The organism is Pantoea pleuroti (assembly GCF_014156615.1).
Taxonomy (GTDB): Bacteria; Pseudomonadota; Gammaproteobacteria; order Enterobacterales; family Enterobacteriaceae; genus Pantoea; species Pantoea agglomerans.
This window is the reverse complement of the sequence record NZ_SBFD01000014.1, coordinates 69,782-86,939: the sequence shown is the minus strand read 5'-3', so window position 1 is coordinate 86,939 and position 17,158 is coordinate 69,782. Positions and strand designations below refer to the sequence as shown.

Annotated in this window: 11 protein-coding genes and 1 riboswitch; of the genes, 8 read left to right on the top strand and 3 right to left on the bottom strand. The window is 58.2% G+C overall.

Annotated elements, in window-relative coordinates:
* Positions 1-112 precede the first annotated feature (112 nt).
* Positions 113-1,291 (bottom strand): MFS transporter, encoded by a 1,179-nt coding sequence (locus EPG66_RS21720; protein WP_010253833.1) that lies wholly within the window; start codon positions 1,289-1,291, stop codon positions 113-115.
* Positions 1,292-1,543: 252 nt separating this feature from the next.
* Here EPG66_RS21720 and sgrR point away from each other — a divergent pair, with 252 nt between their 5' ends.
* The 4 genes from sgrR to thiQ all read left to right on the top strand — a co-directional run bounded on the left by sgrR (position 1,544) and on the right by thiQ (position 6,647).
* Complete coding sequence (gene sgrR / locus EPG66_RS21715; RefSeq protein WP_064703472.1) at positions 1,544-3,205, top strand: HTH-type transcriptional regulator SgrR; 1,662 nt, start codon at positions 1,544-1,546, stop codon at positions 3,203-3,205.
* A 35-nt stretch (positions 3,206-3,240) separates the two neighbouring features.
* Positions 3,241-3,343: riboswitch (TPP riboswitch) on the top strand.
* Positions 3,344-3,389: 46 nt separating this feature from the next.
* Positions 3,390-4,376 carry a thiamine ABC transporter substrate binding subunit gene (gene thiB, locus EPG66_RS21710; RefSeq protein ID WP_115757982.1) on the top strand — a complete coding sequence of 329 codons (987 nt, stop codon included), beginning with the start codon at positions 3,390-3,392 and terminating at the stop codon, positions 4,374-4,376.
* Entirely contained in the window at positions 4,352-5,962 is a 1,611-nt protein-coding gene (thiP, locus tag EPG66_RS21705) for a thiamine/thiamine pyrophosphate ABC transporter permease ThiP (protein ID WP_115757981.1), read from the top strand. The genes thiB and thiP overlap by 25 nt, the downstream gene beginning before the upstream one ends.
* Entirely contained in the window at positions 5,946-6,647 is a 702-nt protein-coding gene (gene thiQ / locus EPG66_RS21700) for a thiamine ABC transporter ATP-binding protein ThiQ (RefSeq protein ID WP_039386476.1), read from the top strand. The genes thiP and thiQ overlap by 17 nt, the downstream gene beginning before the upstream one ends.
* 5 nt (positions 6,648-6,652) lie before the next feature.
* Here thiQ and EPG66_RS21695 read toward each other — a convergent pair whose 3' ends face one another.
* Complete coding sequence (locus tag EPG66_RS21695) at positions 6,653-7,417, bottom strand: DedA family protein (RefSeq protein WP_010253821.1); 765 nt, start codon at positions 7,415-7,417, stop codon at positions 6,653-6,655.
* 168 nt (positions 7,418-7,585) lie between these two features.
* On the opposite strand from EPG66_RS21695, the gene polB reads away from it, so the two are divergent.
* The 3 genes from polB (at position 7,586) to rluA (ending at position 13,698) form a co-directional block, all read left to right on the top strand.
* Entirely contained in the window at positions 7,586-9,946 is a 2,361-nt protein-coding gene (gene polB, locus EPG66_RS21690; RefSeq protein ID WP_182688086.1) for a DNA polymerase II, read from the top strand.
* Between the two features lie 152 nt (positions 9,947-10,098).
* On the top strand, positions 10,099-13,005 hold the full coding sequence (gene rapA, locus EPG66_RS21685) for an RNA polymerase-associated protein RapA (protein WP_182688084.1): 2,907 nt from the start codon (positions 10,099-10,101) through the stop codon (positions 13,003-13,005).
* A 39-nt stretch (positions 13,006-13,044) separates the two neighbouring features.
* Entirely contained in the window at positions 13,045-13,698 is a 654-nt protein-coding gene (rluA, locus tag EPG66_RS21680; protein WP_010253813.1) for a bifunctional tRNA pseudouridine(32) synthase/23S rRNA pseudouridine(746) synthase RluA, read from the top strand.
* A 63-nt stretch (positions 13,699-13,761) separates the two neighbouring features.
* Here rluA and djlA read toward each other — a convergent pair whose 3' ends face one another.
* Positions 13,762-14,571 carry a co-chaperone DjlA gene (djlA, locus tag EPG66_RS21675; protein ID WP_010253811.1) on the bottom strand — a complete coding sequence of 270 codons (810 nt, stop codon included), beginning with the start codon at positions 14,569-14,571 and terminating at the stop codon, positions 13,762-13,764.
* Between the two features lie 182 nt (positions 14,572-14,753).
* On the opposite strand from djlA, the gene lptD reads away from it, so the two are divergent.
* Positions 14,754-17,129: an LPS assembly protein LptD gene (gene lptD, locus EPG66_RS21670; protein WP_115757979.1), complete on the top strand. Its 2,376-nt coding sequence runs from the start codon at positions 14,754-14,756 to the stop codon at positions 17,127-17,129.
* Positions 17,130-17,158: the final 29 nt, after the last annotated feature.

Sequence of the window (17,158 nt, the reverse complement as noted above, 5' to 3'; positions counted from 1 at the left end):
GTGAAGGAACCGCGCAGCGGCGCGAGGACCGCCAGCCCCTGCCCGGCACCAGACTGCGTTATCCCCTGTCGCTTAACTGACTGGCATTACGACATCGGGTCGCCCTTCTTCTTTATACGTCGCGCACCCGTGCCGACATCACCAGCGCCACAATCGCCAGCCCGAATGCCAGCCAGTAAACCGCCTCATGTCCCAGCCGCTCACTGAGCGTGCCCTGAATGACACCAGCCAGAATCATGCCGGTCGAGATCGAGTTGGTGAACATGGTGGTCGCTGCACCAGGCCGTCCTGGCATCAGATCCTGAAACCACAGCATCCCTATGCCAGCAATAATCCCGACAAACACCGCGTTAAACAGCTGCAACACCATCAGCGACGTGCGGGAATTGAACAGCACCAGCCCCAGATAAAACAGTACGCCAGCCGCCACCGCGATCAGCATTAACCGGCGCTTGCCGATACGCCGTGCGTAATGTCCGGCCAGCAGCATCACCGGGATCTCCAGCCCCGCCGCCGTCCCCATCAGCAGACCGGCCAGCTTCTCAGGCAGCCCCAGCGTGGTGCTGATATAGAGCGGCATATCGATGATATACATAGTGTTGCAGGTCCACATCGCGACTGAGGCGAGGAACAGCAAACGCACATCGCGATCGCGCCAGCCACTTAACGGCAGCCCACCGCTTTGCATCAGGGGCTGCGAACGAGGCACCGACGGCACGGTGAACCAGACCAGCAGGATACAGATCAGAAACAGCGCGGCGGCCACCATAAATAGCGTCACAAAGCCGTAGTTCAGCGCCAGCGCGAAGGAGAGCGGCGGCCCAATCACCCACGCCAGCGACAGCTGCGCACGCATCACCGAACTGAACATCACCGCTTCACGCGCCGACTGATCGGCATATTCCCGCGCCAGCGCAAACAGCTGAGGCATCGAGACGCTGGCCAGCGCCGACAGCAGCACGCCCAGCGTCAGCAAGGTCAGATAGTGGCGGGTAAAGGCAAACAGCAGCGCATTGACCAGCGCCATCAGGCAGCAGAAGAGAATGATATGACGACGATCGCCGACGCTGTCAGAGCGCTTTGCCACCAGCATGCTCACCACGATACCGGCCACCGCATTGATGGTGAAAAACAGTCCGACCCAGAAGGGCCGCGCCTGCACCTCGCGCGTCAAAAACAGGCTGAGCGTCGGCGCCTGCAGCGCGCCCGCAATGCCCAGCATGAACGAAGCGACCATAAATGCGAGGTAAACCGGATTGATGCGGCGCTGCCGCGTTAACAGCGATTTCATACCGAAATCCCTTACAGAACAAACAGAGGGGAAAAGAAGGGTAGACGATACCGCGCAATATGAAAAAAGCCAGCAGAGATCATCTGCTGGCGGTGTAAATGCACCCTACTCAGAAAAGCACTCCGCTGAACAGCGAAGTCAGGGTCGAACGCCATTCAGTGCTGAATGCCTCCCGCTCTTCCCATAACGCAAAGTTTGCTCTTAAAATAGGGCAAGAAAAACAGAGCGCTTTTGACCAGGAGTTCCTCTTTTATGTCCTCATCACGTCTGAAGCAGCAGTTCATTCGCCTGTGGCAGAGCTGTCAGGGACAAACGCAGGAGATTACCCTTAGCGAACTGGCTGACCTGCTGCACTGCTCGCGCCGCCATATGCGCAATCTGCTCAACCGGATGCAGGCCGCGGGCTGGCTGATCTGGCAGGCGGAAGCCGGGCGCGGCAAGCGTTCACAGCTTACCTTCTGCTATACCGGACTGGCTTTGCAGCAGCAGCGTGCCGAGGATTTGCTGGAGCAGGATCGCATCGATCAGCTGGTCCAGCTGGTGGGCGATAAAAATCAGGTGCGACAGATGATCGCCGCGCACCTGGGGCGCAGTTTCCGTCAGGGCAAGCATATCCTGCGAGTGCTCTACTATCGTCCGCTGCTCAATCTGCTGCCCGGTTCGCCGCTGCGGCGCTCCGAAACCCACATTGCGCGACAGATTTTCAACGGTCTGACGCGGATAAATGAGGAAAACGGGGAAATCGAGCCCGATATTGCGCACCACTGGCAGCAGAGTTCTCCGCTTCACTGGCGCTTTTTTCTGCGTCCGGCGATTCGCTTCCATCACGGCAGAGAACTGGAGATGGAGGATGTGCTGGCCACGCTCGAGCGTCAGCGCCCCCATCCGCTCTTTTCCCATATCGAGCAGATCGACTCGCCCGCGCCCTGGACGCTGGATATCCGCTTAAGCCAGCCCGATGAAGGGTTGCCCTGGCTGCTGGGCAGCGTCAGTGCGATGATCCTGCCGCGCGAATGGCCGACGCTGCACGATTTTGCCCGCCAGCCGGTTGGCACCGGTCCTTACCGGGTGATCCGCAATCAGGAGAGTCAGCTGAAGATCGAGGCGTTTGATGACTATTTTGGTTTTCGCGCCCTGATTGATGATGTCTCTATCTGGGTATTGCCCGACATCAGCGATGAGCTGGTCTATGCCGGTGTCCGCCTGCAGGGCGACGGAGCCGATGAGATTCAGGAGGAGAGTCGTCTTGAAGAGGGCTGCTACTATCTGCTGTTCGACCAGCGTTCAGAGCAGGGACGCAACGAGGCGGTCCGGCGCTGGGTCAGCTACCTGTTTAATCCTATCGCCCTGCTCAATCACGCCGGTGTCGGCTACCAGCGCTACTGGTTTCCGGCGTATGGCCTGCTGCCGCGCTGGCATCACCGGCGCGACCTTACGCCAGTGGAAAAGCCGGCCGGCTTAACCCACCTGACGCTGACCTGGTACAGCCAGCACGTTGAACATGAAGGCATCGCTAACGCGCTGCGTCCGCTGCTGGCAGAGCATGGCGTCACGCTGGAAACCCGCGAAATCAGCTACGAAAGCTGGTACCAGGGCGAAGCGGAAAGTGACATCTGGCTTGGCAGCGTGAACTTTACCCTGCCGCTGAATTACTCTCTGTTTGCGCAGCTTTATGAGATCCCGTTGCTGCATCACTGTCTGCCGATCGACTGGCACAGCGATGCGGCTCGCTGGCGCGAGAAAACGCTGCCGCTGGCTGAATGGAGTAAACAGTTAGTCGAAGAAGCGGGTCTTCATCCGCTGTTTCACCACTGGCTGCTGCTTGAAGGTCAGCGCAGCATGCGCGGCGTTCGGATGAATACGCTGGGCTGGTTTGATTTTAAATCCGCCTGGTTCGCGCCACCCGCGCTGTGAGGCTTTCGCCCTGGCGCTGAAATGACTAGAATGTGACGTTCTCAACGGGGTGCCGCCTGCCACCAGCAAGCAGCTGAGAGATACCCGTCGAACCTGATTCGGTTAATACCGACGTAGGGATTTGGGAGGCCTCTGTGCTCAGATCCTTTGCGACTCATCCCCTATTCTCCTGAAGGAGCGCAAAGTGTTAAACAAAGTTCTGCCGGTGCTGCTGTTACTCTCCGCCCCCGTTCTGGCGGCTAAGCCGGTTCTCACGGTCTACACCTACGACTCCTTCTCCGCTGACTGGGGCCCTGGCCCGGCGGTTAAAAAAGCCTTCGAGGCGCAGTGCAACTGCGAACTGAAATTCGTCACGCTGGAAGATGGCGTGTCGCTGCTGAACCGCGTGCGCATGGAAGGGAAAAACAGCAAAGCCGATCTGGTTCTGGGGCTGGATAACAATCTGGTACAGGCGGCACAGAAAACCGGTCTGTTTGCCGAAAGTCAGGTCGATGCCTCGAAATTAAAACTGCCCGGCGGCTGGCACAACACCACCTTCGTGCCGTTTGATTATGGCTACTTCGCGTTTGTCTATGACAAAACCCGGCTGAAGAATCCGCCAAAAAGCCTGAAAGAGCTGGTCGACAGCCCGGAGAAGTGGCGGGTGATCTACGAAGATCCCCGTACCAGCACCCCCGGCTTAGGTCTGCTGTTGTGGATGCAGAAAGTCTATGGCGATCAGGCACCGCAGGCGTGGCAAAAGCTGGCGCAGAAAACCGTGACGGTGACCAAAGGCTGGAGTGAAGCCTATGGCCTGTTCCTCAAGGGCGAAGGCGATCTGGTGCTGAGCTACACCACCTCACCGGCTTACCACATCATCGAAGAGAAAAAGGAGAACTATGCCGCCGCGCCGTTTGCAGAGGGCCACTATCTGCAGGTTGAAGTTGCCGCGCAGTTAGCCAGCAGCAAACAGCCAGCGCTGGCACAGCAGTTTATGAAGTTTATGGTGTCACCCGACTTCCAGCGCACTATCCCGACCGGTAACTGGATGTACCCGGTAATCGACACGCCGCTGCCTGCCGGTTTTAGCGCGCTCACTGTGCCCTCCACCGCCCTGCAGTTCTCGCCGGAAGAGGTTGCCAGCCAGCGTTCAGGCTGGATCAGCCAGTGGCAACGCGCCGTCAGCCGCTGATGCCGCGCTGGCTTATCCCCGGTTCGCTCGCCACGCTGCTGTTAATCAGCGTGGCGCTGCTGGCCTTCGGTGCACTCTGGAGCGCCGCGCCAGAGAATGACTGGCGCAGCTTGCTGCAGGATGATTACCTGCATCACGTTATCGCCTTCTCTTTTGGTCAGGCGCTGCTCTCCGCGCTGTTGTCGCTGCTGCCGGCGATGCCGCTGGCGCGCGCGCTCTATCGACGCCGTTTCCCTGGCCGTCAGCTGCTGCTGCGTCTGTGCGCCATGACCCTGGTGCTGCCGGTGCTGGTGGCGGTATTTGGTCTGCTCACCGTCTATGGTCGTGTCGGCTGGCTGGCGCAGCTGTGCCAGCTGGCAGGAATTGATTACCACTTCTCTCCCTACGGTCTGCCGGGCATTTTGCTGGCGCACGTCTTCTTTAACCTGCCGCTGGCGACCCGCCTGATGCTGCAGGCGCTGGAAAGCATTCCGGCGGAACAGCGTCAGCTGGCGGCACAGCTCGACCTGCGCGGCTGGCACCATTTTCGTCTGCTGGAGTGGCCATGGCTGCGGCGTCAGTTGCTGCCGACCGGCGCGCTGATCTTCATGCTCTGTTTCGCCAGCTTTGCTACCGTGCTCTCGCTGGGCGGCGGCCCGCAGGCGACGACCATCGAGCTGGCGATTTTCCAGGCACTGAGTTATGACTACGATCCCGGACGCGCAGCACTGCTGGCGCTGATCCAGCTTGGCTGCTGCGTGACGCTGGTGCTGCTCAGCCAGCGCTTCAGCAAGGCGATTCCCGCCGGAACCAGCCAGCTGAACGGCTGGCGCGATCCGCAGGATTCGCGCGGGGCGCAGCTGGTTGATGCGCTGCTGATCCTGCTGGCGCTGATCCTGCTGCTGCCCCCGCTGGCGGCGGTCATCATCGATGGTCTGCACGGCGGACTGCGCGGCGCGCTGGCGCAGCCTGCACTCTGGCAGGCGACGTTTACCTCACTGCGCATCGCCACCGGCGCCGGTCTGCTCTGTGTGGTGCTGACCATGATGCTGCTGTGGAGCAGTCGCGAGCTGCGCCTGCGTCAGCGCCCGGCGGCGGCAACCCTTATCGACACCAGCGGCATGCTGATTCTGGCGATGCCAGGCATCGTGCTCGCCACCGGCTTTTTCCTGTTGTTTAACGCCACCATTGGCCTGCCGGCGTCGGCGGACGGTCTGGTGATCTTCACCAATGCGCTGATCGCCATTCCCTATGCGCTGAAAGTGCTGGAGAACCCGATGCGTGACGTCGCGGAGCGTTACGGCAGACTCTGTGAGTCGCTGAATATCCACGGCTGGAACCGGCTGCGGCTGATTGAACTGCGGGCGCTGAAACGTCCGCTGGCCCAGGCGCTGGCCTTTGCCTGCGTGCTGTCGATCGGTGATTTTGGTGTGGTGGCGCTGTTTGGTACTGCCGATTTCCGCACCCTGCCGTTCTACCTCTATCAACAGATCGGTGCCTATCGCGGTGCTGACGGTGCAGTGACCGCGCTGCTGCTGCTACTGCTCTGTTTGTTGCTGTTCACCCTGATGGAAAAATTACCAGGCCGCCATGCTGACACTGAATAACCTCACGTACCTTTATCAGCATCTGCCGATGCGCTTTAGTCTCAACGCCACCCGCGGCGAGCGCATCGCGATCCTCGGCCCCAGCGGGGCCGGTAAAAGCACTCTGCTGAGCCTGATTGCCGGTTTCCTGCCGGTGAAACAGGGCACCCTGATGATTGACGGCCAGGAGCACACCCACAGCGTGCCGGCCAGACGGCCCGTGTCGATGCTGTTTCAGGAGAACAACCTGTTTCCGCACCTCAGCGTGCAGCAGAACATGGCGCTGGGATTGCACCCCGGACTGAAGCTGAGCGCCGGGCAGCGCCAGCAGCTTGCTGCGCTGGCCGATCAGGTAGGATTAGGCGATCTGCTGACGCGCCTGCCGGGCGAGCTGTCCGGTGGACAGCGACAGCGCGTGGCGCTGGCACGCTGTCTGCTGCGTGACCGTCCGGTGCTGCTGCTGGATGAGCCTTTTTCTGCACTGGATCCCGCGCTGCGTGGAGAGATGCTGCAGCTGGTGCGTTCGGTGTGTGAAGCGCGCAGCATCACGCTGCTGATGGTGTCGCACAGTCTGGAAGATGCCCAGCAGATTGCGCCGCGCAGTGTGGTGATTGTGGATGGCCGGGTTTACTGGGATGGTGAGACCCGACAGTTACTGTCGGGCAACACGCGGGAGGCCGACGTGCTCGGCATCCCGCGTCGTTAAGCGATTCAGGCGAAGAAAACCTGCCACAGCAGATGACGGAAAATGGGCATCATCGGATGGAACTGAATACCGACGAAAGCCGCGACGGCAATCACCAGCCCCAGCGGCCCTGCCCAGCGCAGGCGCTCAGGCGGCAGCCAGGCCGATGCCCAGTCGCGACTCTTGCCGCTGCGCCACCAGCGCCAGCATAACCAGACACCCAGCCAGATCAGCAGTGCTGCGCCGAGTAACAGCCATTTAAAGCTGCCGCCCTGCGCGGCTTTGGGCACATCGATCGCCACACCCGCCAGAATACCGGGCAGCAGATAGAGCGGCGGCCAGAGAATGCAGCCGATAATGTTCGGCGGCAGGAATTTACGCACCGGCAGCTCCAGCATACCAGCCGCCAGCGGGATCAGCGGACGCGTGGGGCCAACAAAGCGTCCGACCAGAATCGTAAACATGCTGTGCTGATGCAGGGCGTGCTCGGTTTTATCCAGCAGGCCTTTATACTTTTGCAGATACTTCCAGCGATGCAGCGGCCCCTGAAATTTCCAGCCGATGCCGTAGGAAACCCAGTCACCAATCAGGCAGCCCGCAAAGCCCGCCGCCCAGGCCGGGTAAAGGCCAAGCTCGCCACTGCCGACCAGCGCGCCCAGACTGGCCATCATCACCGTACCTGGCAGCAACAGCCCGACCAGCGCCAGCGACTCCAGAAACGTCACCAGCGCAACGGCAAACAGCGCCCACTCCAGAGACTGCGTAATCAGTTGTTGAATCCAGGCTTCCATAATCATCCTAAGTAAAAGCAGAAGGCTGGATTGTCCTGAGCCAGCCACACAGCGTCAAGGCAAGAATTGTAGGACAATGTTGACAAAACCGGGTGGCGGGAACTGTATAAATATCCATGTTATACTGAAGCGGTTTTCTCATCCTGAAATGCTGAGTCTGGAGAACATCTGAATATGCCCCGCGCAGGTTTTCTGCTCACCCGCCACTGGCGCGACAGCCCGCATGGCACCGAAATTATCCTCTGGCTCGCGACCGATGCGGGCGCGCAGCGCGTGGTGCTGCCGGTGCAGGAGTCCGTCGCGTTTATTCCTGAGGAATTTCAGGCGCAGGTCAGCGAATTACTGAAAGATGAACGTCAGTTTCGGATCCAGTCGCTGGCGCTGAAAGATTTTCGGCGTCGCCCGGTTTTTGGCCTCTACTGCCAGCAGAACCGCCAGCTACAGCGCATTGAAAAACGGCTGCGCGAAGAGGGTATTCCGGTCTATGAAGCCGATATCCGTCCGCCGGAGCGCTACCTGATGGAGCGTTTTATTACCGCGCCGGTCTGGTTTGACGGCGAACAGCGCGGTGACAGCGTAGTCAATGCGCGGCTCAAACCCCATCCCGACTATCGCCCGCCGCTGAAATGGGTCTCGCTGGACATTGAAACCACACAGCATGGCGAGCTTTACTGCATCGGGCTGGAGGGATGCGGTCAGCGCCAGGTCTTTATGCTCGGCCCGGCCAACGGTGATGCCAGCACGCTGGATTTCGAGCTGATCTATCTCGACAGCCGGCCGCAGTTACTTGAAGCGCTGAACCAGTGGTTTGCAGAGCATGATCCGGATGTCTTAATTGGCTGGAACGTCGTGCAGTTTGACCTGCGGGTACTGCAAAAGCATGCCGATCGTTACGGCATTCCGCTGCGCCTGGGACGCCAGCAGGCCGCGCTGGAGTGGCGTGAACATGGCTTCAAACCCGGCGTATTTTTCGCTCAGGCCAGTGGCCGGTTGATTATCGATGGCATTGACGCGCTGAAATCGGCGTTCTGGGATTTCCCCTCATTCAGCCTGGAGTCCGTGTCGCAGCAACTGCTGGGAGAAGGAAAAGCGATTGATAATCCCTGGCAGCGCATGGAGGAGATCAACTGGCGCTTTGCCAACGATAAACCGGCGCTGGCGCGCTACAACCTGAAAGACTGCGAACTGGTGACGCGCATTTTTCACAAAACGGCGATTATGCCGTTTCTGCTGGAACGCGCGGCGGTCAATGGACTGGCGGTGGATCGCCATGGCGGTTCGGTAGCGGCCTTTGGTCATCTCTATATTCCGCGGATGCATCGCGCCGGGTTTGTCGCCCCGAACATGGGTGATGTGACCCCGGAAGCCAGTCCTGGCGGTTATGTGATGGATTCGCGCCCCGGCCTGTATGACTCAGTGCTGGTGCTGGATTACAAAAGCCTCTACCCGTCGATTATCCGCACCTTCCTGATCGACCCGGTGGGTCTGGTGGAAGGGCTGGCCCACCCTGATGATGCCGATTCGATTGAGGGTTTCCGGGAAGCGCGTTTTTCGCGGCATACCCACTGCCTGCCTGCGATTGTTGAACAGATCTGGCTGGGTCGCGAAGCGGCGAAAAAGCAGAATAATCAGCCGCTGTCCCAGGCGCTGAAAATCATCATGAACGCCTTTTACGGTGTGCTGGGCACCAGCGCCTGCCGCTTCTTTGATCCGCGGCTCGCCTCCTCTATTACGCTGCGCGGTCACGCCATCATGCAGCAGACCCGTACGCTGATTGAGGCGGAAGGCTACGACGTCATCTATGGCGACACCGACTCTACCTTTGTCTGGCTGAAGTCGGCGCACAGTGAAGAACATGCCGCCGCGATTGGTCAGCAGCTGGTGCAGAAAGTGAACGCCTGGTGGCGCGACCATCTGCAGCAGACGCAGGGGCTGACCAGCACACTGGAACTGGAGTATGAAAACCACTTCTGCCGTTTTCTGATGCCGACCATTCGTGGTGCGGAACAGGGCAGCAAGAAACGCTACGCCGGACTGATTCGTGACGCCGCCGGTGAGCGCATGGTCTTTAAGGGGCTGGAGTCGGTGCGGACAGACTGGACGCCGCTGGCAAAAGCGTTCCAGCAGCAGCTCTACCACCGTATCTTCCACCGTCAGCCGTGGCAGGATTATATCCGTACAACCGTGGCGCAGTTGCTGGCGGGTGAACTCGACGATCAGCTGATCTACAAAAAGCGGCTGCGGCGTCCGCTGAAAGAATATGAACGAAACGTGCCCCCGCACGTGCGCGCCGCCAGGCTGGCCGATGAGCACAATCGTAAATTAAACCGGCCCTTGCAGTACCAGAATGGTGGCCGGATCCGTTATGTCATCGCTACCGCAGGCCCCGAGCCACTGGAGGCGCGCAGCACGCCGCTGGACTATGACCACTACGTGACGAAGCAACTTCAGCCGGTCGCAGAGGGGATTCTGCCTTTTGTCGAAGGGGACTTTGCTACACTTATTACCGGACAGCTGGGGCTTTTTTGACAGGTGACGAACGTCCTGCCATCCAGTACCATAGCGCCCTTCCTGAAACTCACCGCTCTTAAGTACGCTCCAGGCCTTGTTGTCTGGCGGTAACGCTATTGCCTGAGCTTTGGGAACACCTCTAAAAACGTTAAAATTCGAGCAAAAAATATATGGTTTTTACATTAGGTCAGCGCTGGATTAGTGATACGGAAAGTGAACTGGGACTGGGCACCGTGGTGGCGATCGATACCCGCATGATCACCCTGCTGTTTCCGGCCACGGGGGAAAACCGCCTCTACGCCCGCAACGATTCGCCGGTTACCCGCGTCATCTTTAATCCGGGTGATACCATCACCAGCCACGAAGGCTGGCAGATGCGCGTCGATGAAGTACGCAACGAAAATGACCTGATGACCTATATCGGTACCCGTCTGGATACCGAAGAGAGCGAAGTGATGCTGCGCGAAGTCATGCTCGACAGCAAGCTGGTGTTCAGTAAGCCGCAGGATCGCCTGTTTGCCGGCCAGCTCGACCGGATGGATCGTTTTGCCCTGCGCTTCCGCGCCCGTAAATACCAGAGTGAGCAATATCGTCTGCCAATCAGCGGCTTACGCGGCATGCGCACCAACCTGATCCCTCACCAGCTGCATATCGCCCACGATGTCGGCCGCCGCCATGCGCCGCGCGTCCTGCTGGCCGATGAAGTTGGCCTGGGTAAAACTATTGAAGCCGGGATGATCATCCAGCAGCAGTTGCTGGCTGGCCGTGCCGATCGCGTCCTGATCGTGGTGCCAGAAACCCTGCAGCACCAGTGGCTGGTCGAGATGCTGCGTCGCTTTAACCTGCGCTTTGCGCTGTTTGACGACGACCGTTATACCGAAGCGCAGCACGACAGTGATAACCCGTTTGAAACGGAGCAGCTGATTATCTGCTCGCTCGACTTCGTGCGCCGTAACAAGCAGCGTCTTGAGATGCTGGCCGATGCCGAATGGGATCTTCTGGTGGTCGATGAAGCGCACCATCTGGCCTGGTCAGAAGGTGAGCCAAGCCGTGAATATCAGGTTATCGAACAACTGGCTGAGAAAACCGCCGGCGTTCTGCTGCTGACTGCAACGCCTGAGCAGCTGGGCATGGAGAGTCACTTCGCCCGTCTGCGCCTGCTCGATCCAAACCGTTTCCATGAATTCGCGGCCTTTGTTGAAGAGCAGCAGCATTTCCGCCCGATCGCGGATGCCGTTACGGCGCTGCTGGCAGATAAAGCGATCTCCCAGGAGGAGATGAACCGGATCAACGATCTGGTCGGCGAGCAGGACATCGAGCCGCTGCTGCAGGTTGCCAACAGCGACCGTGACGGCAAGCTGGAAGCGCGTCAGGAGCTGATCTCCATGCTGATGGACCGCCACGGCACCAGCCGCGTGCTGTTCCGTAACACCCGTAATGGGGTTAAAGGCTTCCCGAAACGCGAGCTGCACCAGATCCGCCTGCCGCTGCCTGCGCAGTATCAGACGGCGATTAAAGTCTCCGGCATTATGGGCGCGCGCAAAAGTGCAGAAGAGCGGGCGCGTGACCTGCTCTATCCGGAGCAGATCTATCAGGAATTTGAAGGCGACAGCGGCACCTGGTGGAACTTCGATCCGCGCGTGGAATGGCTGATGGGCTATCTCACCACCAACCGCAAAGAGAAAGTGCTGGTGATCTGCGCCAAAGCGGCCACCGCGCTGCAGCTGGAGCAGGTACTGCGTGAACGCGAAGGTATCCGTGCAGCGGTGTTCCACGAGGGTCTGTCGATCATTGAACGTGACCGGGCTGCCGCCTGGTTCGCCTCAGAAGAGAATGGTGCGCAGGTGCTGTTGTGCTCCGAGATCGGTTCTGAAGGCCGTAACTTCCAGTTTGCCAGCCGTCTGGTGATGTTCGACCTGCCGTTTAACCCGGACCTGCTGGAGCAGCGTATCGGTCGTCTGGATCGTATCGGTCAGGCGCACGATATTCAGATTCTGGTGCCGTGGCTGGAGCAGACCGCACAGGCGGTGCTGCTGCGCTGGTATCACGAAGGGCTGGACGCGTTTGAACACACCTGCCCGACCGGCCGGACAATCTATGACAGCGTCCATTCGCAACTGATCGGCTATCTGGCCGCGCCGGAAAACAGCGAAGGTTTTGATGCGTTTATCACCGACTGCCGTAAACAGCATGACGCGCTGAAACTGCAGCTGGAACAGGGTCGCGATCGCCTGCTGGAGCTGAACTCCAACGGCGGCGAATCGGCTCAGTTGCTGGCCAATGCCATCAGCGAGCAGGATAACGACACCGGCCTGGTGAACTTCGCGCTCAACCTGTTTGATATCGTTGGTATCAATCAGGAAGATCGCAGCGATAACCTGATTGTGCTGACCCCTTCCGACCACATGCTGGTGCCCGATTTCCCTGGCCTGCCGGAAGATGGCTGCACCATTACCTTCAACCGCGATCAGGCGCTGTCACGCGAAGATACCCAGTTCATTACCTGGGAACATCCGCTGATCCGCAACGGTCTGGATCTGATTCTGTCGGGCGATACCGGCAGCAGCGCACTGTCACTGCTGAAGAACAAGGCGCTGCCGGTGGGGACGCTGCTGGTCGAGCTGATCTATGTGGTTGAAGCGCAGGCACCGAAGCATCTGCAACTGACTCGCTTCCTGCCGCCGACGCCAATCCGTCTGCTGATGGATACCAAAGGCACTAACCTGGCGGGCAAGGTGGAGTTCGAAAGCTTTAACCGTCAGCTGAATGCGGTTAACCGTCATACCGCCAGTAAACTGGTGAATGCGGTGCAGCAGGATGTGCATGCGATTCTGACCCAGGGCGAAGAGAGCGTGGTCAGTGAAGCGCGTGCGGTGATTGATGCTGCGCGTGCCGAAGCGAACGAGAAGCTGGGCGCAGAACTCTCCCGTCTCAACGCCCTGAAGGCGGTGAACCCGAACATCCGTGACGATGAAGTCGAGGCGCTGGAAAGCAACCGTGAACAGGTGCTGGAAAGTCTCGATCAGGCCAACTGGCGTCTCGACGCGCTGCGCCTGATTGTGGTGACACACCAGTAAGCTCAGGGGCCGCATGGCCCCTTATTTTTGGAAAGCCCCATGGAACCTTACAATCCACCGCGTGAACCCTGGCTGCACATCCTTTATCAGGATGCGCACATCATGGTGGTGAACAAACCCAGCGGTCTGCTCTCGGTACCCGGTCGGCTGGACGAACATAAAGATAGCGTGATGACGCGGGTTCAGCGTGATTTTCCGCAGGCTGAATCTGTCCACCGACTGGATATGGCGACCAGCGGCGTGATGGTCGTGGCGCTGACTAAGGCTGCTGAGCGCGAGCTGAAACGACAGTTCCGTGAGCGGGAGCCTTCCAAGACTTACGTGGCCTGCATCTGGGGTCATCCGGCGAAGGAAGAGGGATTGGTTGACCTGCCGCTGATTTGCGACTGGCCAAATCGTCCGAAGCAGATGGTCTGCTTCGAGACCGGCAAAGCCGCGCAGACGGAATATCAGGTGCTGGAATATCGTGCGGATAACAGTGCGCGTGTTTCGCTGAAACCGATTACCGGCCGCTCACACCAGCTGCGGGTGCATATGCTGGCGCTGGGCCATCCGATTCTGGGGGATAACTTCTATGCGCATCCGGAGGCCAAAGCGATGGCACCCCGTTTACTGCTGCATGCGGAGTCACTGACCATTACCCATCCGGCATTTGGTAATGCCATGACGTTTCGTCAGCCCGCCGATTTTTAAGGTTTACTGCTCGCCAGTCACCGTGGCCTCCTCTGTTGCAGAAGCGGCCACGGAACAGGGTGCTTACTTAAAGCCTTTCTCTTTGCGAATCAGATCGTACGCCGCCTGAATTTCCTGCGCTTTCTGCTTCGCCATCTCCATCATCTCTGGCGGTAACCCTTTCGCTACCAGCTTGTCAGGATGATGTTCGCTCATGAGTTTGCGGTAGGCGCGTTTGATAGTGGTGGCGTCATCGCTGCTCTTCACACCCAGCACGCTACAGGCATCTTCCAGCGTTGGCCCGCGTTGCGCCTGCTGAAAACCGCCTGAACTGCGCTGACCACCGCCAAACTGCTGGCCACCTTCCATCATGCGCAGGAACTGATCGAACTGACCGCGTGAAATGCCCAGCTCTTCGGCAATCACATAGAGCACCTGGCGCTCATTGGGATGCAGTGAACCGTCGGCAAAGGCGGCCTGAATCTGGATCTCCAGGAACATCCGAATCAGATCAAACCGGCCAAAACAGGCGCTGCGCAGTTCACGCAGTTTGCTGCGTAACGGGTAATCCGCCTGCTTGCCTTCGCGGAACGCGCGCTGGGCAGCCGTGCGAGAGTCACCGTGCAGCTGCATCCGCTCCATTAACAGCGAAGCAATCTGAATATCCGCTTCCGTGACGCGCCCTTTTGACTTGGTCAGATGGCCCATCACCTGAAAGGTGGTGCTGAAAAACAGCGTCTGTCGGGTCTGATTATTTGAGAAGTAAGCCTTGCCTTGCGCGCCGCGTACTTTGTCAATCATATGGCCAATGATCAAACCGATCACAATACCCCAAAAGCCTGCGCCGGAAAGTAATCCCACCGCCAGACCCACAACTTTTCCCCAGTAGCGCATAAACTCCTCAATTCGCCATGCTTGCGGCTGAAAATTGCATTATCATACCTGTCATTTATCTCAGCGCCTAACGGCAACGCTGACTGACCAGGATTAACACTGGCGCAACGCCGGGCAGTAAGTTAGTCTCTGACCCGATTGTCGGCATGATGCCAGTTTTCATGGAATTCTCGATACCGCGTATGAAAAAACATATACCTACCCTGCTGGCCACACTGATCGGCGCAGCCATTAGCCAGCAAGCCTTTGCCGACGATTTGATGTCGCAGTGTATGTTAGGCGTGCCGAGTTATAACCGCCCGCTGGTGAATGGCGATACGAATCAGATGCCCGTCACCATTCACTCCGACGCCGCCAAAGGGAACTATCCCAACGATGCGGTATTCACCGGTAATGTGAATATTGAGCAGGGCAACAGCCGTATGCAGGCGGATGAAGTCCAACTCCATCAGCGTCAGCAGGAAGGCCAGACCGCGCCCGTACGTACCGTCGATGCGCTGGGTAATGTGCACTACGATGACAATCAGGTCATCCTGAAAGGTCCGAAAGCCTGGTCAAACCTCAACAGCAAAGATACCAACGTCTGGAATGGTCAGTACCAGATGGTAGATCGTCAGGGACGCGGCGTAGCAGATCAGATGAAGCTGCGCGGCGATAACCGCTACACCATTCTGGAAAACGGCACCTTTACCTCCTGTCTGCCCGGCTCCAACAGCTGGAGCGTGGTGGGTTCAGAAGTAATCCAGGATCGCGAAGAGGAAGTGGCGGAGATCTGGAATGCCCGCTTTAAAATCGGTTCCGTTCCGGTGTTCTACAGCCCCTATCTGCAGTTACCGATTGGCGATCGTCGCCGCTCCGGTTTCCTGATCCCAAATGCAAAATATGGCAGCAACAACGGCTTTGAGTTCACGCTGCCCTATTACTGGAACATCGCGCCGCAGGCCGATGCGACCATCACGCCGCACTACATGAGTAAGCGCGGCATGCAGTTTGAAAACGAATTCCGTTATCTGACCACGCTGGGTGCAGGTCTGGTTGAATTCGACTACCTCGGCTCGGACAAACAGTACGATAATGACAAAGCGGTGCGCGGCATCGCCGAAAATGACAGCTCCGATCGCTGGCTGTTCTACTGGCGTCATGCTGGTGTCTATGACCAGAACTGGCGTTTCAGCGCGGACTACACCAAGGTCAGTGATAAGTACTACTTCAACGATCTCGACTCGAAGTACTACAGCTCGACCGACAACTACGCCACGCAGAAATTCAGCATCGGCTATGCGGACACCAACTGGGATGCCACGCTCTCCACCAAAGATTTCCAGGTGTTCGGCGATACCTCCAGCAATAACGTCTACCGCGCCATGCCGCAGCTGGACGTCAATCTCTATCAGAACGATATCGGCCCGTTTGATGGACGGGTTTATGCCCAGGCGGTGAAGTTTACCAACGTCAGCAGCCGCTATCCTGAAGCGACCCGTTTACATGTTGAGCCAACGCTAAACCTGCCGCTGTCAAACGGCTGGGCCAGCCTGGATACCGAAGCGAAGTTCCTGGCGACCCACTATCAGCAGACTGACGTTGATTTCTATAACAACGCAGCCAATGGTCTCAGGGGTAATAAGAGCGGCGAACTGGATGAGTCTGTCAATCGCACCCTGCCGCAATTTAAAGTTGATGGTCGTCTGGTGTTTGACCGCGATATGAACTCGGCGGTGGGTTATACCCAGACGCTGGAACCGCGCGTGCAGTACCTTTATATCCCGTATCGTAATCAGAGCAATATCTATCCGTACGACTCAACGTTGCTGCAAACCGACTACACCGGTCTGTTCCGCGATCGTACTTATAGCGGCCTGGATCGCATCGCTTCCGCCAATGAAGTGGCTACCGGCGTCACCTCGCGTATTTATGATAACGATCTGGTTGAACGTTTTAACGTTTCTGTAGGTCAAATCTACTCGTTTACCCCTTCTCGGACTGGTGTGAATCAAACCAGTAAAGAAGATGATACCGGCAGCCTGATCTGGGCTGGCGATACATACTGGAAAATCAGCGATCGCTGGGGCGTCCGTGGTGGGCTGCAATATGACACCAAACTCGACAACGTCTCCCAGGGCAATACCGTACTGGAATACCGTCGTGATGCCGACCGCATGGTGCAGCTGAGCTACCGTTACAGCAGCCCGGAGTATGTTGCGACCGCGCTGAACGATAGCAGCCTGGTCACGAATCCTATCTACAAAAATGGGATTTCACAGGTAGGTACCACGGCCAGCTGGCCGATTGCCGACGCATGGTCTGTGGTAGGCGCTTACTACTACGATACCCGTAACACGCGTCCGGCTTCACAACTGGTTGGCCTGCAATACAGCTCATGCTGTTACGCTATCCGGGTCGGTTATGAACGCAAAATTAACGGTTGGGAAAACAACGACAGTAAGTACGACAACCAAATCTCATTCAACATTGAGCTGCGTGGTCTGAGTCCGAACTATGGCTTAGGCACCAACGATATGCTGCGTCAGGGCATTATCCCTTACCAGCCTGCTTTCTGATGTTGTGATGTTTGACAGGCAATCCCGCA